This is a genomic window from Rodentibacter mrazii (assembly GCF_001998825.1).
Lineage (GTDB): Bacteria > Pseudomonadota > Gammaproteobacteria > Enterobacterales > Pasteurellaceae > Rodentibacter > Rodentibacter mrazii.
Genome location: NZ_MLHG01000032.1, coordinates 1 through 15,132 on the forward strand (window position 1 = coordinate 1; position 15,132 = coordinate 15,132).

Annotated in this window: 14 protein-coding genes; 5 read left to right on the plus strand and 9 right to left on the minus strand. The window is 39.1% G+C overall.

From position 1 onward, the window contains the following. The first annotated feature begins 273 nt into the window (after nucleotides 1-273). The 4 genes from BKK47_RS05900 to rnb all read left to right on the plus strand — a co-directional run bounded on the left by BKK47_RS05900 (nucleotide 274) and on the right by rnb (nucleotide 5,081). Nucleotides 274-1,107 (plus strand): NgoPII family restriction endonuclease, encoded by an 834-nt coding sequence (locus BKK47_RS05900; RefSeq protein ID WP_077493970.1) that lies wholly within the window; start codon nucleotides 274-276, stop codon nucleotides 1,105-1,107. A 9-nt stretch (nucleotides 1,108-1,116) separates the two neighbouring features. After that, nucleotides 1,117-2,112, plus strand: coding sequence for a DNA cytosine methyltransferase (locus tag BKK47_RS05905; protein ID WP_077493971.1), 996 nt, complete (start codon nucleotides 1,117-1,119; stop codon nucleotides 2,110-2,112). Between the two features lie 135 nt (nucleotides 2,113-2,247). Then, entirely contained in the window at nucleotides 2,248-3,036 is a 789-nt protein-coding gene (locus BKK47_RS05910) for an enoyl-ACP reductase FabI (protein WP_077493972.1), read from the plus strand. 65 nt (nucleotides 3,037-3,101) lie between these two features. After that, nucleotides 3,102-5,081: an exoribonuclease II gene (gene rnb / locus BKK47_RS05915; protein WP_077493973.1), complete on the plus strand. Its 1,980-nt coding sequence runs from the start codon at nucleotides 3,102-3,104 to the stop codon at nucleotides 5,079-5,081. Between the two features lie 83 nt (nucleotides 5,082-5,164). Here the strand turns inward: rnb and yfbR are convergent, their stop codons facing one another. The 9 genes from yfbR to BKK47_RS05960 are packed head-to-tail and all read right to left on the minus strand — an operon-like array spanning nucleotide 5,165 to nucleotide 14,066. Further along, complete coding sequence (yfbR, locus tag BKK47_RS05920; protein WP_077493974.1) at nucleotides 5,165-5,758, minus strand: 5'-deoxynucleotidase; 594 nt, start codon at nucleotides 5,756-5,758, stop codon at nucleotides 5,165-5,167. Between the two features lie 7 nt (nucleotides 5,759-5,765). Next, complete coding sequence (gene degS, locus BKK47_RS05925; protein WP_077493975.1) at nucleotides 5,766-6,788, minus strand: outer membrane-stress sensor serine endopeptidase DegS; 1,023 nt, start codon at nucleotides 6,786-6,788, stop codon at nucleotides 5,766-5,768. Further along, on the minus strand, nucleotides 6,789-7,910 hold the full coding sequence (ribD, locus tag BKK47_RS05930) for a bifunctional diaminohydroxyphosphoribosylaminopyrimidine deaminase/5-amino-6-(5-phosphoribosylamino)uracil reductase RibD (protein ID WP_077493976.1): 1,122 nt from the start codon (nucleotides 7,908-7,910) through the stop codon (nucleotides 6,789-6,791). 2 nt (nucleotides 7,911-7,912) lie between these two features. Beyond that, nucleotides 7,913-8,362: a transcriptional regulator NrdR gene (nrdR, locus tag BKK47_RS05935; RefSeq protein WP_077493977.1), complete on the minus strand. Its 450-nt coding sequence runs from the start codon at nucleotides 8,360-8,362 to the stop codon at nucleotides 7,913-7,915. Between the two features lie 57 nt (nucleotides 8,363-8,419). Next, the gene (recC, locus tag BKK47_RS05940; RefSeq protein ID WP_077493978.1) at nucleotides 8,420-11,821 is read right to left on the minus strand and encodes an exodeoxyribonuclease V subunit gamma; all 3,402 of its coding nucleotides are present in this window, start codon (nucleotides 11,819-11,821) and stop codon (nucleotides 8,420-8,422) included. 51 nt (nucleotides 11,822-11,872) lie between these two features. Continuing rightward, the gene (locus tag BKK47_RS05945; RefSeq protein ID WP_244149115.1) at nucleotides 11,873-12,148 is read right to left on the minus strand and encodes a DUF5374 domain-containing protein; all 276 of its coding nucleotides are present in this window, start codon (nucleotides 12,146-12,148) and stop codon (nucleotides 11,873-11,875) included. Between the two features lie 4 nt (nucleotides 12,149-12,152). After that, entirely contained in the window at nucleotides 12,153-12,842 is a 690-nt protein-coding gene (locus BKK47_RS05950; RefSeq protein ID WP_077493980.1) for a DUF2572 family protein, read from the minus strand. Beyond that, the gene (locus BKK47_RS05955; RefSeq protein WP_077493981.1) at nucleotides 12,842-13,546 is read right to left on the minus strand and encodes a PulJ/GspJ family protein; all 705 of its coding nucleotides are present in this window, start codon (nucleotides 13,544-13,546) and stop codon (nucleotides 12,842-12,844) included. The genes BKK47_RS05950 and BKK47_RS05955 overlap by 1 nt, the downstream gene beginning before the upstream one ends. Nucleotides 13,547-13,550: 4 nt before the next feature. Continuing rightward, the gene (locus BKK47_RS05960; RefSeq protein WP_077493982.1) at nucleotides 13,551-14,066 is read right to left on the minus strand and encodes a type II secretion system protein; all 516 of its coding nucleotides are present in this window, start codon (nucleotides 14,064-14,066) and stop codon (nucleotides 13,551-13,553) included. Between the two features lie 201 nt (nucleotides 14,067-14,267). Between BKK47_RS05960 and suhB the strand changes: the two genes are divergently transcribed. Then, nucleotides 14,268-15,071 (plus strand): inositol-1-monophosphatase, encoded by an 804-nt coding sequence (suhB, locus tag BKK47_RS05965; protein WP_077493983.1) that lies wholly within the window; start codon nucleotides 14,268-14,270, stop codon nucleotides 15,069-15,071. Nucleotides 15,072-15,132: the final 61 nt, after the last annotated feature.

Consider the following 15,132-nt stretch of genomic DNA (forward strand, 5'->3'; position numbering starts at 1 on the left):
ATCACTGACTCTTTAATTTATGGGGCCGAACCAATCAGCCCCAAACTTCATAATATTTCTTCAGTTCTTTACCACACTATAGGTGTTTTGTTTAAGAAAAAAACGAAATTCATATAACTTGAAAAATAAAGGAAAATTTATATGTTTATTCCATTATCTTTTCGCTGAGCTTCCTTCACTTAGTTATAAATGTTTTTCTTCTATTACCCCATTAACAATTACTACTCATTTTTGTTATACTTCCGTCCCATCATTTCTCAATAAGATTATAAAATGAACATAATTGATGCGATCATTAATTTAGTCAATAATCCCATAACAGAATTAGTTCAATATTATCAAGGTAAAAATAGAGCTAATCAATCAGGGGATTCATTGGAAGAATACATCAAAGATTTGTTTGCTAATACTTTCAATATGTCCGAAACAGAGCGCATACAGAAATTGAGCGAAACTTTCTCATATTTAGGAAATAACAGTAATCCTCCAGATGCAATGCTAAAAAATGGCGATGCTATTGAAGTTAAGAAAATTGAAAATAATCACTCCGCATTAGCATTAAATAGTAGTTATCCAAAAGCAAAGTTATTTAGTCACAGCACAATGATTTCAAATGCTTGTCGTCAAGCTGAAAATTGGAAAGAAAAAGATATTATTTATTCGGTAGGTATCATTGATGGCAGAAATTTAAAGCATTTATGTATGGTCTATGGAATTGATTATTGTGCCGATGAAGAATGTTATCTTCGTATAAAATCAACGATAAAAAATGGTGTGGAAAGTATCCCAAATGTTGAATTTTCAGAAACCAAAGAACTAGGACGAGTGAATAAAGTTGACCCTCTAGGTATAACCTATTTGAGAGTTCGAGGGATGTGGGGAATTGAAAATCCGTGGACAGTATTTAGTGCTATTTATCAACGAGATTTTTACCGTACTTTTAATTTTATGGCAATTATCAATGATGAAAAATGGAACAGTTTTGATAATATTCAAGAGTTACTAGATTTACAAGATGATAAATTAAGCATTATAGATGTAAAAATTCAAAATCCAAATAATCCTGCTCAATTAAAAAATGCAAAACTAGTAACATATTATATTTAAAAGGTAATAATGAAAGTAATAAGTTTATTTTGTGGATGTGGGGGATTGGATCTAGGATTTGAAAAAGCGGGCTTTGAAATTCCTGTTGCCAATGAATATGACAAAACTATTTGGGAAACTTTTAAAGCTAATCATCCTAATACCTACCTAATTGAAGGGGATATTCGTCATATAAAAGAAGAAGACTTCCCAAACGAAATTGATGGGATAATTGGTGGTCCCCCTTGCCAATCTTGGTCAGAAGCCGGGAGTTTGCGTGGAATCAATGATGCTCGCGGTCAACTTTTCTTTGACTATATTCGTATTTTAAACAATAAAAAGCCTAAATTTTTCTTAGCTGAAAACGTAAGTGGGATGTTAGCAAATCGACATAATGAAGCAGTTCAAAATTTATTAAAAATGTTTGATGAATGTGGCTATGATGTGACATTAACAATGGTAAATGCGAAAGATTATGGTGTTGCACAAGAACGTAAACGAGTCTTCTATATTGGTTTTAGAAAAGACCTAAACACACTGTTTCAATTCCCTAAAGGGTCAACGATTGATGATGATAAAAAACTGTCTCTTAAAGATATTATCTGGGATTTGCAAGATACAGCAGTCCCTGCTTTAGAACGCAATCAGAGTAATCCCAAAGCGATCAATAATAATGAATATTTTATAGGTAGTTTCTCCCCTATTTTTATGAGTAGAAATCGAGTTAAAGCTTGGCACGAACAAGCTTTTACAGTGCAAGCATCTGGTCGCCAGTGTCAATTACATCCCCAAGCTCCTAAAATGGAAAAACACGGTACAAACGATTACAGATTTGTCCTAGGTAAAGAAAATTTATATCGGCGAATGACTATTAGAGAAGTTGCTAGAATTCAAGGTTTCCCTGATGATTTTAAATTTATTTATAAAAATACAAATGACGCTTATAAAATGATCGGTAATGCTGTACCCGTTAATTTGGCATTTGAGATTGCACAGGCTATCAAAAATGCTTTGAATCACGAGTAGAAAGTTTCTACTAGTTTATTAATGAAAGATCTAACGGCTAAACAAACCGAAAGTACAGTGCTAAAAATTGCACCAAATAGCCAAAATAGGTATAATCGACAGACTTTTCACACCTATGGTTAAAGGAAAAAAAATATGGGTTTCTTAACAGGTAAACGAATTTTAGTCACCGGTCTCGCAAGTAATCGTTCCATCGCTTACGGGATTGCAAAATCAATGAAAGAGCAAGGTGCGGAACTTGCTTTCACTTATTTAAACGAAAAATTACAACCGCGCGTAGAAGAATTTGCCAAAGAATTCGGTACTGATATTGTTCTTCCTTTAGATGTAGCAACCGATGAAAGTATCCAAAACTGTTTTGCTGAATTAAGTAAACATTGGGATAAATTTGACGGTTTCGTTCACGCTATTGCTTTTGCACCGGGCGATCAATTAGATGGTGATTATGTCAATGCCGCAACTCGTGAAGGCTATCGTATTGCTCACGATATCAGTGCATATAGCTTTGTGGCAATGGCGCAAGCCGCACGCTCTTATTTAAATCCAAACGCGGCGTTATTAACTCTTTCTTACTTAGGGGCGGAACGTGCTATCCCTAACTACAATGTCATGTGTTTGGCAAAAGCTTCATTAGAAGCGGCAACTCGTGTGATGGCTGCAGATTTAGGTAAAGACGGTATCCGTGTTAATGCTATTTCTGCCGGTCCGATTCGTACATTAGCCGCCTCAGGAATTAAAAACTTCAAGAAAATGCTTTCTGCCTTTGAGAAAACTGCCGCATTACGCCGTACAGTCACTATCGAAGATGTGGGTAATTCCGCTGCGTTTTTATGTTCTGATCTCGCCTCGGGTATTACCGGTGAGATCGTTCATGTTGATGCCGGTTTTAGTATCACTGCAATGGGCGAATTAGGCGAAGAATAATTTTTGATTCATTTATTTTGGGCAGGCTTATCGGTCTGCCTTTTCTCTTTTTTGAAAATATAACTATGTTCCAAGATAATCCATTACTCGCACAACTTAAACAACAAATTCACGAAAGCAAAGAGCGTGTGGAAGGTGTAGTGAAAAGCACCGACAAAGCCTATGGCTTTTTAGAATGTGATAAGAAAACTTATTTTATTGCGCCACCTGCGATGAAAAAAGTGATGCACGGCGATAAAATTACCGCCACTATTGAAAAACAAGGTGATAAAGAACAAGCTGAACCGGAATCCTTGATTGAACCCATGCTGACCCGTTTTATTGCAAAAGTGCGGTTCAATAAAGACAAGAAATTACAAGTGTTGGTCGATCACCCAAGCATTAATCAACCTATTGGCGCACAACAAGCTAAGTCGGTCAAAGAAGAATTGCAAGAAGGAGATTGGGTTGTTGCTAATCTGAAAACCCATCCATTACGTGATGATCGCTTTTTCTATGCCACGATTAACCAATTTATCTGCCGTGCAGATGATGAATTTGCACCTTGGTGGGTCACACTCGCCCGTCACGAACAACCCCGTTATCCGGTACAAGGGACAGATCATTATGAAATGATTGATCAACAAATCCGTGAAGATTTGACCGCACTTCATTTTGTGACCATTGATAGCGAAAGCACACAAGATATGGACGATGCCCTCTATATCGAACCTATTGAGCAAAATGGTGAACAAATCGGTTGGAAATTAGTTGTCGCCATTGCCGACCCGACAGCCTATATTGCGCTTAATTCACAAATCGAAAAAGATGCGAAGCAACGTTGTTTCACGAATTATCTCCCGGGATTTAATATCCCAATGTTGCCGCCCGAGCTTTCTGATGAACTCTGCTCTTTAATCGCAAATGAAACCCGTCCCGCTCTTGTTTGCTATATTGAAACGGATTTACAAGGCAATATCACGACAAAACCGAATTTTGTTTCGGCTTATGTACAATCAAAAGCCAAACTTGCCTATAACAAGGTGTCTGATTATCTAGAACAAGCACCCAATGCATGGCAACCGGAAACCAAAGAAATCAGCGAACAAATCCAGCGTTTATACCAATTTACCCTATCACGTATCAACTGGCGTAAAACCCATTCGCTATTATTCAAAGAAAAGCCGGATTATTCCTTTGTGCTTGCTGAAAACGGTAAAGTACAAGAGATCAAAGCAGAACACCGACGTATTGCAAACCAAATTGTAGAAGAATCTATGATTATCGCGAATATTTGTGCGGCACAATTCTTAAATGAACAGACAAAAACCGGCATTTTCAATACTCATAGCGGTTTTGATAAAAAATTCTTGGAAAATGCTCACCATTTCTTAATAGCAAATTTAGCCAATGAAGAAAATCAAGCAGAACTTAATGAGCGTTATTCCGTGGAAAATTTATCAACGCTAAACGGCTATTGCCAAATGCGCCACGATATCGAACCTATTGAAAGCGATTATCTTGAATTACGCCTGCGCCGCTATTTAACCTTTGCCGAATTTAAGGCTGAATTAGCACCGCACTTTGGTCTTGGTTTAGAAGGATATGCCACTTGGACATCACCAATTCGCAAGTATTCCGATATGGTGAATCACCGCTTAATTAAAGCCGTACTCACACAACAAGCCTATGAAAAACCACAAGAGGAAGTTTTAGCACGCTTGCAAGAAGCCCGTCGTCAAAATCGCTTAGTAGAACGTGATATTGCCGATTGGTTATATTGTCGCTATCTTGTCGATAAAGTGGCTGAAAATGCAGAATTTGACGCTGAAGTGCAAGATGTTATGCGGGGAGGATTGCGGGTTCAATTATTAGAAAATGGTGCATCAATGTTTGTGCCGGCCTCTACTCTTCACAATAATAAAGAGGAAATGCAGGTCAATGCCGATGAACTCGCCCTCTATATTAAAGGTGAACGGGCATATAAAATCGGGGATGTTTTGCGTGTAAAACTCACGGAAGTAAAAGAAGCAACGCGGAGTATTGTCGGTTCAGTGGTGATCTAATATAAAAATGGCGTTTTAATTAACGCCATTTTTGTTTGGAAAATTGACCGCACTTCTCAAAAGTGTCTGATATATAACGATTTCTACAACGCAATCTCATCCAACGAACGCCCAAAACTCGGCATAAAGACTTGTAAGAAGTAATCCATTTCTTGGCTATGCCATTGTTGCATCAGAGTTTCCAATCTTGTTTTTGCGGTTTTAAATTCTTGATTGCCATTCTCCAGCTCAAATTGTGCTTTAATATAAGCACAAATTAAATCCGCCTGTTTCACTAAATGTTTTTCCTCATCAGAAAAAGTTTCACTGTCTAAATAGGGGGCAAAATCACCTTGCAGTTCTTGCGGTAAAAGGCTGATTAAATGAAGTTCGGCTGCACTCTCAATTTGTTTATAGGCTTGAGTAATTTCAGGATTGAAATATTTAATCGGTGTCGGCAAATCACCGGTAAAAATTTCAGAAGTATCGTGATACATCGCCATCACTGCGATTCGTTCCGAATTAACCCTACCATCAAAAAATTTATTTTTAATAATTGCCAGTGCTTGTGCCACAAATGCGACTTGCAAGCTATGTTCTGCTAGATTTTCTTTCTCAATATTGCGCATTAATGACCAACGTTGAATCAAACGCAAACGATCTAAACAGGCAAAAAAATGACTGGTTTTAATCTCCATATCACCTCTAATTAGACGGAAGCTCTTCCACCATCACAGACAAATCAAACACTCGCCCTAAACGCATTACTGTTACCGTTACTCTTGTATTCGGTTTGGTATTGGAGATAATTTGCATCATTTCACGGGTTGAAATCCCCGCTTGATTATTGAGTTTTAAGATAACATCACCCACTTGAATGCCGGCTTTCGATGCCGGACTATTAGGTGTCACTCCCGTAATCAAAATTCCTTGTTCCGCACTGGAATTAATCTCGCTTTGTACGCCAAAATAGCCTCGAATTACACGTCCGTCACGGATAATCTTCTGTAAAACATCATTTGCAATATCCATCGGAATGGCAAAATTCAATCCTTCAGCGATTTCGGTTGAAGTTTTACCGATACTCAAGGTACTGATACCGACTAACTCACCGGCCGAATTAATTAACGCACCACCAGAATTACCACGGTTAATTGAAGCATCCGTTTGAATAAAATTTTGTCTGCCAAGAGAATCCCCCACCGCACTTCGTCCTACGGCGCTAATAATTCCCTGAGAAACGCTTTGCCCGAGATTATAAGGATTACCAATCGCTAGAGCGACATCTCCAACATGAACTTGGCGATTCTCATTTTGTGGGATAGTAGAAAGATTATCGGCATGAATTTTCAACACGGCAAGATCCGTCAAATTATCGGAACCGATCAGGTTTGCTTCATAAATATTGCCATTTTGTAATGCCACCACAATCTGATCGGCATTTTGGATCACGTGTTTATTGGTGAGAATATAGCCGTCTTTGCTCATGATCACGCCCGATCCCAAATTATTCACTTGCAGTTGATCATTATCGTTAATACTGGCTGATGAGAAAGAGCGATTGTACACATTTACCACAGCAGGAGATGCGATACGCACCGCATTTTTGAAAGAAACAATGTCATCAGAGATAAAAATATTGCTGTTATTTATTCTTGGTACAGCAAAGAGAATTATACCGGCAGCGGCTAATCCCCAAAGGGCGGAATAAACAAGTTTTTTAAGCATTTAAAATCCTTTTGGCGTGTAAGTTAATTTTATGTCATCGCCAATTTGTTGAAATTCGTTAAGTTTCCACAGAGGAGCATCGGCTAATTGTGTCAAATGAGGCAAGTTACATAGACCACGAGCTTGTTCGCCCAACAATTTGGGGGCAATATAAAGAATCAGTTCATCCACTAATTTTTGTTCAATCAAACTACCGGCTAAATTTTTTCCCGCTTCGACCCAAAGACTATTAATTTGACGTTTTCCTAATTCAACCATTAATTTAGATAAGAGATTATCCTGAGGCAAGATAATTTGTTCACAAAACTCGGGAAAACCCGCAAGATCACGCACTTCACTTGAAACCAACCACACCGGTGAGGCGGTTTCAAATAATTTATGGCTTGGCTGAATACGATGTTGTGAATCTAAAATGACACGCACAGGCTGACGCACCGTTTCTTTTACATATTCTTTTTTAAGATCCACAGAAAAATCCTCCCACCGCACATTTAGGCTGGGATCATCAGCTAAAACAGTAGCGGAAGTCGATAAAAGTGCGGATGATTTCGCCCGCATTTTTTGCACATCGGCACGTGAGGCGGCCCCAGTAATCCATTTACTTTCTCCGTTTGCCATAGCGGTTTTACCATCAAGACTCATCGCTAGTTTAAGCTGTACAAAAGGAGTCCCTTTCCGCATACGTTTTAAAAAACCTTTATTCAACTTTTCCGCAGAATCTTTTAGTAAATTGACCGCACTTTCAATGCCTGCTTCAGCAAGCATTGAAAGTCCCCTGCCCGCCACCTGCGGATTTGGATCTTCCATTGCCGCGACCACTTTCACAACACCGGCTTCAATTAAACCTAATGCGCAAGGTGGCGTACGACCATAATGAGAGCAAGGCTCCAAGGTAACATAAGCGGTTGCGCCTTTTGCCTTTTCACCTGCTTGAGCCAGAGCAACCCGTTCCGCATGAGGCTGCCCTGCCTGAAAATGAAAGCCTTCCCCCACAATCTCACCATTTTTCACTAATACACAACCCACCGCAGGGTTTGGCGTTGTGGTATAGATTCCTTTTGCCGCTAAATCCAAAGCCCGCTGCATAAATTGCTCGTCTTGAACGGTAAATTCATCAGACATAACTAATCCTTCAGATTTTCAATTTCTTTGGTAAACTGGTTGATATTATCAAAACTCAAATATACCGAAGCGAAGCGAATATAGGCGACTTTATCTATTTCTTTTAATTCATTCATTGCCAATTTACCGACTAATTGGCTCGGCACTTCACGCTCGCCGGTAGCACGTAATTGTAAAATAATATGACTAATCGCTTTTTCCACATCATCCGAACTTACCGGACGCTTTTCCAAAGCATGCTGAATACCGCTACGAAGCTTATCTTCATTAAAAGGCTCCCTTGAGCCATCGTTTTTAATAATTTTAGGTATGACCAATTCGGCGGTTTCAAACGTAGTAAAACGCTCGTGACAATGACCGCATTCACGACGGCGACGAACTTGATAACCATCCGAGACTAATCGGCTATCAATGACCTTTGTTTCTTCAGTGGAACAAAATGGACAGTGCATAGGGTATCCTCCTAAAAATGGGTATCTATCTTAGCAAAAAAAGTCTATTTTGACGATTCACTTCATTCCTTTATTCAAGGATTTTGGATCATTTTTTGCAAATAATACGCCAAACCAATCCGTCGTTTGTTTTAATAATGCCCGCAAATTTTTCCGATTTTCAAATTTCGTAGTTTGCGCCAACAAACGCGCCCAATAAGGATCTGCTTTTTTGGTATAGCTGCCCCGTTTCTCATCTTCCGCCAATTTTTGTAGCTTCGTCAAAATACCATCAAAATCAACCGCACTTTCATCTTTTATCATAAAATCCGATATTTTCCCTATAGTGGGTATTGGCTGAATTTCCACCTGACTTTGTAAATAAGCCTGCACATAGATTTGTAGTTGTGCCAATGCTGTTTCATATGATACCTGAGGAAATTTGATCACTTGATCTTTAGTAATTAATTTTGGAGGTATCGTCACTTCTTGAGTAACACATTGAATTAAATAATAAAGCCAAGGACGAATACGATAACGATCTTTGTAGCCGGCAAAATGCCATTCAATCACCTGTTGTGTATCATTGAAAAGATTATCCATATAACCAAACAAGCGAATAGCCTGTTCTTTTTCTTGCCAAATCACATTCAGCGTAAAATCAACCGAACGATGAGCCGGCTCGCCGAGATCAACAATTTTTTCCTTAAACTCCAACACGGTATTACGTGTATTTTCCGCTGCCACCTGCCCAAATTGAGCACGAGGTAGCACACCCTTTACTGTGGCTAGTGCAAAATATTCATCAAATTGTTGTTCATCAGCATACAGCAAATCATTATTGAGCCTATAGTTATCCAATCCGTCCAAAGTGAAATTCTCACTATCGGCAATGCGATCATCTTCATCACGGAAATACACGCCAAGTTGTTTTTCAAAGAAAAATTTTACAGGGTTTTCCACAAATCCCACTAAACGATCCAGCTCAATTTCCGTTATCTTTTCTTGATGTTCCATCTGCGAGGCAAACTCTTTGGGCTCAGCCTGCCCACCATTTTTTGCCATAGGTAACCATTTCGCGGCAAAAGAGCGGTTGAAATTATCCACATTTTTGAAATTGCTGGGGCTGAAAGCCGTCATTGCGTGCTGTTGAACTTGTAGTTTCCGATCATCCTCTTTCTCTTGATTGATATAATCAATCAGTTGGCTCACCAACACGGAAGGTTCTCTCTCTTGATTATCAATTATAGAACGCCCGATATAGCTGATATAACAATAATCCCGTGCGGCAAGCAACGCCTCAAGGAATAAATAACGATCATCATCACGGTGGACACGATCGCCTTTTTGATGATGATATTGCATTAAATCAAAACTGTTTGGCGTTTGCGTACGCGGATAATCCGCTTCGTTCATTCCCAGTAAACACACCACTTTAAAAGGCACAGCCCGCATGGGTAGTAAGGTACAAAAATTCACTTTACCGGCTAAAAATTTCAAGCTATTCGGAGACTCTTCCAGTTTGGCGGTCATTACATCGGCTATCACATCCACTTGCAGAGGCAAATCAAAATGAAGTGAAGAGAGCAACTGTGCTACCTCGTTAATTTTCTCTTGAATATAAAAGAGGGTGTCATGGGTTTCTTCGTTTTGTGCAAAGAAATCCGTCAAAAGTGCGGTCAATATTTCATGCCATTTTTCTATGGAGTGGGCTTGTTGGAGCGTTTTATGCCATTCAGAAAGCACAGTGAAAAAACGTGATAAATTCCCCGCCAGTAAACCTTTTAAACCATAACTACTATCAAATCCCAGACTCTCTTGCCAAATTCCATGCTCTTCACGCATCGCATAGCCTAATACCATTCGCTCTAAACCTGCCTGCCATGAATTGAAATTAATTCCCTCTTGTTTTTTCTGTAAACCAAAACGAATGCCCGCATCTGCCACCCATTCTCGCACTAAAGGGAGATCAGAAAGGGAAATCTCAAAACGCTCACGCAATGCCGGAATATCTAATAAAGTGAGAATTTCTTCTGCACTAAAGGGACTTTCTTTTAAACGTAACAATGTCAAATAGCAAGAAACCAACACATCGCTTTCTGATAACTTATTATCGGAAATAGAGAAAGGAATCAGCGGTGTTTCACCATTTTTCTGACCGAAAACCGCTTGAATATAAGGAGTATATTGGTTAATGTCTGCCACCATCACCACCACGTCTTTCGGCGTGAGTGTCGGATCTTGGTTGAATAAATGCAACAGGTAATCTTGCAACACTTCCACTTCCCGCATGGCACTATGGCAAACGTGCACTGTCAAAGAGCGGTCATTTTTTTCAATGTTTAAGGGCTGATTTTCTAAATGTAAAATATGAGATTGCAATTGCCCAAGCAAGGTAGAGGCTGAAATCTCTTCATAAGCATTCACTGAATAAGTAGGGATCCGCTCTTCATCCCGAATCAATGTATAAAGGAAATCACGTCCCATTTTTCCCCAAGCTGCCAACAACGGGTTACCGACTTGCAAATGTTCATTATGATAAGTGGTTTCGACTAATCCCTGCATTAAAGCGACACGTTGCTCTTCTGAAAAGAGCGGTTGAATATCAGTGTGTTTTTGATGGTTTCGGCGTATGCGGTTAGTAAGATAATCCACCTTCAAATCACGAATATCCCCCCAATATTCTTGGCTGGGATTGTTAAAAAATAAGTGAATATCTACTTCCGATGAGATGGCTTGCAAAATAGACAGATAAGCCATCGGTAATGCCGAAATACCAAAAATAAAAAGGCGATGGGGTAATTTTTTCGGTTGGTTTTTATTATTTAATAAGGCAAGAAATTGCTCGTGTAAAGTAGCACGATGAGTGGCATTTTCTCCCACATCGGATTTAATCTCCGTAACCAAAGTACGCCATAATTCCCCTTGCCACGCCACATTGCCGAGAATTTGTTGTAGCAAGGTTTCATTTAAATGAGCCTGTTGTGCCTTAATTTGTGTGGCAATAAGCTCATCTTCCCCTTTTTCCCAAGCAAAAATCCATTCAGGGCGATAAACTAAATATTGGTCAAAAAGATCTGCGATCTTGCGACTTAATTGATAACATTTATATTGTTCGGAATGAGGTGAGGAAGCCAAATAATGACGTAAAGGAGAAAAGTCTTTCCGACCTAAAAAATCGGGTATCAATTTCATTAAACGCCATATCATTGAATCTTTATCAAAAGGATTCTGTAGGGAAACCGCCGGTAAATTCTCCGCATAAAGTTGCCAAATAAAGGTTGCCGGCATAGGAAAAGCCAAATGGGCAACAATACCATTTTTCTTTGCTAATTCCATCTGTAACCATTGTGCCATGCCAGGACTTTGCACCAAGATAATATCTTGTTGAAAGGGATCTTCTCGTGGCAGCGTTTTAAACAATTCAGCAAGAATATCTTTTTGTTTTTCAAGTTGATTGGAATAGTAAACGATAAACACAATGGCAACCTATCAAAAATAAGCAAAAATGGGGGGCATTTTACCCGTTTTTTACTCATTTTTCAGTGAAAATTCACCTAAAGGAGAGCGAACCACCACTTGATTACCTTGGCATTGTATTTGAAATTGTGCACCATTTTGTTTTACTTGTTGTTCACAGGGTAAACCTAAAAACTGCCGCTGAGCCTGATTCTCTGCAACCTGTAAGGCTTGAAAATCATAATAAATTTTCACCGCACTTTGGCGTTGATTTGCTGTCCAGCGATTAAACACAAGAAACAATGTGCTAAACACCATAAGCGTAAACATCACGGAAGTCAGCGACATTCCCTTATTCACTCGGGGCTTTAAAATCACTCCAACTTTTCTCCGCTAATTGCCATTTACTGTATTGTTGCACTAAGGGCTCAATGATCTTTTTAGCATAGGCAACGGTCACCCCCTCTAATATGAGATTTCCGCCTGTAATCACTGCCCCCCTCACCCGACCTTTGCCACGCAGGGTTAAATCCCCTTCCGCAACCAAAATGCCTTGTACTGTACCATTCACTTCCCATTCCGTTTGTTTCCCTTGGAACCAATATAACTGCGGTGCGTTATTCGTCGTTAAGGGATAAGGTGGCGTTGAAAAGCGCGGTCGAAATTCATCAAGATTTTCTAACTGAATAAAATTTGCCAACAAACCTTGATTATCACCTTTCGTTGGTGATTTTTTAAATATCGCGATACGTTGACACCAGATCGAATACTGAATTGCATCTTCTGAGCCCTCCATATCTATAGAAACCTGCCGAACAGGATCCGAATTATCCAAAGGCAATGATAAACAAATTTTTTGTTTCTCTAACGACATCATTTTTTGTAAAGTTAATGTTCGTTCTACATAATTTTTACGCTGCATTTGCTGTGCACGAAAAAAACTCAAGGTGCTATCATCAAAAAGCAAGATCACCCCCAATAATCCGGAAAGAAAGATCAAAATACTGAGTGTTACTACGCCTTTTCTTCCCTTTTGTTGCATTATTGATTCCACAACGCCACAACCATTGATGTTTCATATTGAATATCAGGATGCCTTTTTAAATTGCCGATAAGCTGGATTTCAATTCCTTTCCCTTCCGCCACTAAATTAAATTGCAAGTGAGTAATTTCATACTCATTTTTGTCCAATAAATCCGTCCAACCTCCGCCGGCATTACAAGCGGTTTGTTTAAGTGCTTTTTGACATTCATCTAATTGACACTTAGCACTAACCGCACTTTTATAGGTTTGTTTCGTTTCAATCATTTTGCCATTCAATTTATAACCAAAAAGTTCTTTTTCAATTCCTTTTGCCACATTTTGCCGACCGTTTAAACAAGTATTTTTTGTATATTTTTCACCGATACAACCGTTCCTATTCAAATCGTAAAAAAATAAGGCACAACTATTTTTAGGCGCATTGTCAGCTTGTGAAATAATCAGTGCTAAACCTTTTTCGTCTAATTCAAATAAGCTGACGTTGCTTTCAATCAACTTATTATTTAATGCCCGAAACCCTGCTCGGCGAAGATCTTTACCAAGAAGCTGAATCGTACGCTGTAATTCTGCTTGAAGTTTCAATCTCAAGAAAATCTGCCTATTCTGAACCTGTATATTGGTATAAAACTGTGAAACCACCAATAACAGTGCGGACGAAATAGCTAATGAAATCATTAACACCAATAATGTTTGTCCTTTTTTCATCTCATTATCTCGTACAAGCACTGGCGGATTGATTCGGTTTCAATTTCAAACTTCCTACATTAAAAAAGGAAAATAAGGTGCGTTCTTTCCCAGATTGTAATAAAAAGCAGTTGGAATCAATGGTATTGCGTATGCCGTTAAAACGCGCCACTTCAGAAGGGTAAATCTTCGGGCTAATGATCGTTGTTTGATCCGCAAAATAGGGATAGTAAAAGTGGGCATAAACCTCTTTTGGGCAAGAGGTCGGATTCAAACAATCACAGAGTTTGTCATTTTTGATTTGACCCGTCATACACCAATGCTTCGTTGTGGGATGACGGTTTGCCAAAATAAACCAAATCTCGGAAGAATTTTCCGCCCGCCCCTGAATTTGTCGCAAAAATAAGTAAAGACGATACTGCTCTTTCGCTAAAATTCTCTTGGGATTATCCGTTTGCCATAGGGGAAGTGTGAAACTCAATACAATACTGATAATCGCCAAACCAATTAATAACTCCACTAATGTGACACCTTTTCGCATAAAACTTTCCTCAATTTCGACCGCACTTTAATGCCTTTTCTAACAACTACAAGAATACTGAATCATTTTTTCGATTCGGATCTCAAAAACGATAAAAAAGATAAGAAAAAACGTTGTTTTATGGATTTTCAGCTGGTTATTTTCATAAATGCCGTTATAATGGCGCGGAAAATTTTCTGTTCTTTAAAATCTGGTGGAATTATGAATCCAATGTTAAATATCGCCATTCGCGCGGCACGAAGAGCGGGCAATGTCATTGCTAAAAATTACGAACGCCGTGATACTATCGAAACAACGCAAAAAGGAATTAACGATTACGTAACCAACGTAGATAAACTCGCTGAAGCAGAAATTATTGAGATTATTCGTAAATCCTATCCTGATCACACAATAATCACTGAAGAAACCGGTGCAATTGAAGGGAAAGAAAGCGATATACAATGGATTATTGATCCACTGGACGGCACCCGCAATTTTATGAATGGGTTGCCACATTTTTCCGTATCAATCGCTATCCGAGTGAAAAACCGTACAGAGGTAGGTGTGGTATATGATCCAATCCGTAATGAATTATTTACAGCTGTACGAGGTGAAGGCGCAAAATTAAATGAAGTACGTTTACGGGTTGACGCAAAACGTGAGCTTCAAGGTGCCATTCTTGCCACCGGTTTCCCATTCAAACAACCCAAACTGATGCCAACCCAATTTGCCATAATGAATGTCTTGATTGAAAACATTGCGGATTTCCGTCGCACCGGGTCTGCCGCTTTGGATTTATGCTATGTGGCTGCAAGTCGTGTTGATGGCTATTTTGAAATGAGCACAAAAGCATGGGATTGTGCAGCCGGTGATTTAATCGTACGTGAGACCGGTGGTTTAGTTTGCGATTTCGAGGCAGGCAACGGCTATTTATGTAGTGGCAATATTATTGCCGCACCACCCCGCGTGTTAAAAGAAATGATAAACAAAATTCGTCCTTGCTTAGGTGCTGATTTTAAAAACTAAAAATACTAAGAAAATAACCGTACTTTTACATAACAAATAAAAGTGCGGTTATCTTTTCTTT

Bases quoted from the DNA above. Each gene is read 5' to 3' on its own strand.
- BKK47_RS05900 (WP_077493970.1), top strand. From the start codon at position 274: ATGAACATAATTGATGCGATCATTAATTTAGTCAATAATCCCATAACA.
- BKK47_RS05905 (WP_077493971.1), top strand. From the start codon at position 1,117: ATGAAAGTAATAAGTTTATTTTGTGGATGTGGGGGATTGGATCTAGGA.
- BKK47_RS05910 (WP_077493972.1), top strand. From the start codon at position 2,248: ATGGGTTTCTTAACAGGTAAACGAATTTTAGTCACCGGTCTCGCAAGT.
- rnb (WP_077493973.1), top strand. From the start codon at position 3,102: ATGTTCCAAGATAATCCATTACTCGCACAACTTAAACAACAAATTCAC.
- yfbR (WP_077493974.1), bottom strand. From the start codon at position 5,758: ATGGAGATTAAAACCAGTCATTTTTTTGCCTGTTTAGATCGTTTGCGT.
- degS (WP_077493975.1), bottom strand. From the start codon at position 6,788: ATGCTTAAAAAACTTGTTTATTCCGCCCTTTGGGGATTAGCCGCTGCC.
- ribD (WP_077493976.1), bottom strand. From the start codon at position 7,910: ATGTCTGATGAATTTACCGTTCAAGACGAGCAATTTATGCAGCGGGCT.
- nrdR (WP_077493977.1), bottom strand. From the start codon at position 8,362: ATGCACTGTCCATTTTGTTCCACTGAAGAAACAAAGGTCATTGATAGC.
- BKK47_RS05945 (WP_244149115.1), bottom strand. From the start codon at position 12,148: ATGTCGCTGACTTCCGTGATGTTTACGCTTATGGTGTTTAGCACATTG.
- BKK47_RS05950 (WP_077493980.1), bottom strand. From the start codon at position 12,842: ATGCAACAAAAGGGAAGAAAAGGCGTAGTAACACTCAGTATTTTGATC.
- BKK47_RS05955 (WP_077493981.1), bottom strand. From the start codon at position 13,546: ATGAAAAAAGGACAAACATTATTGGTGTTAATGATTTCATTAGCTATT.
- BKK47_RS05960 (WP_077493982.1), bottom strand. From the start codon at position 14,066: ATGCGAAAAGGTGTCACATTAGTGGAGTTATTAATTGGTTTGGCGATT.
- suhB (WP_077493983.1), top strand. From the start codon at position 14,268: ATGAATCCAATGTTAAATATCGCCATTCGCGCGGCACGAAGAGCGGGC.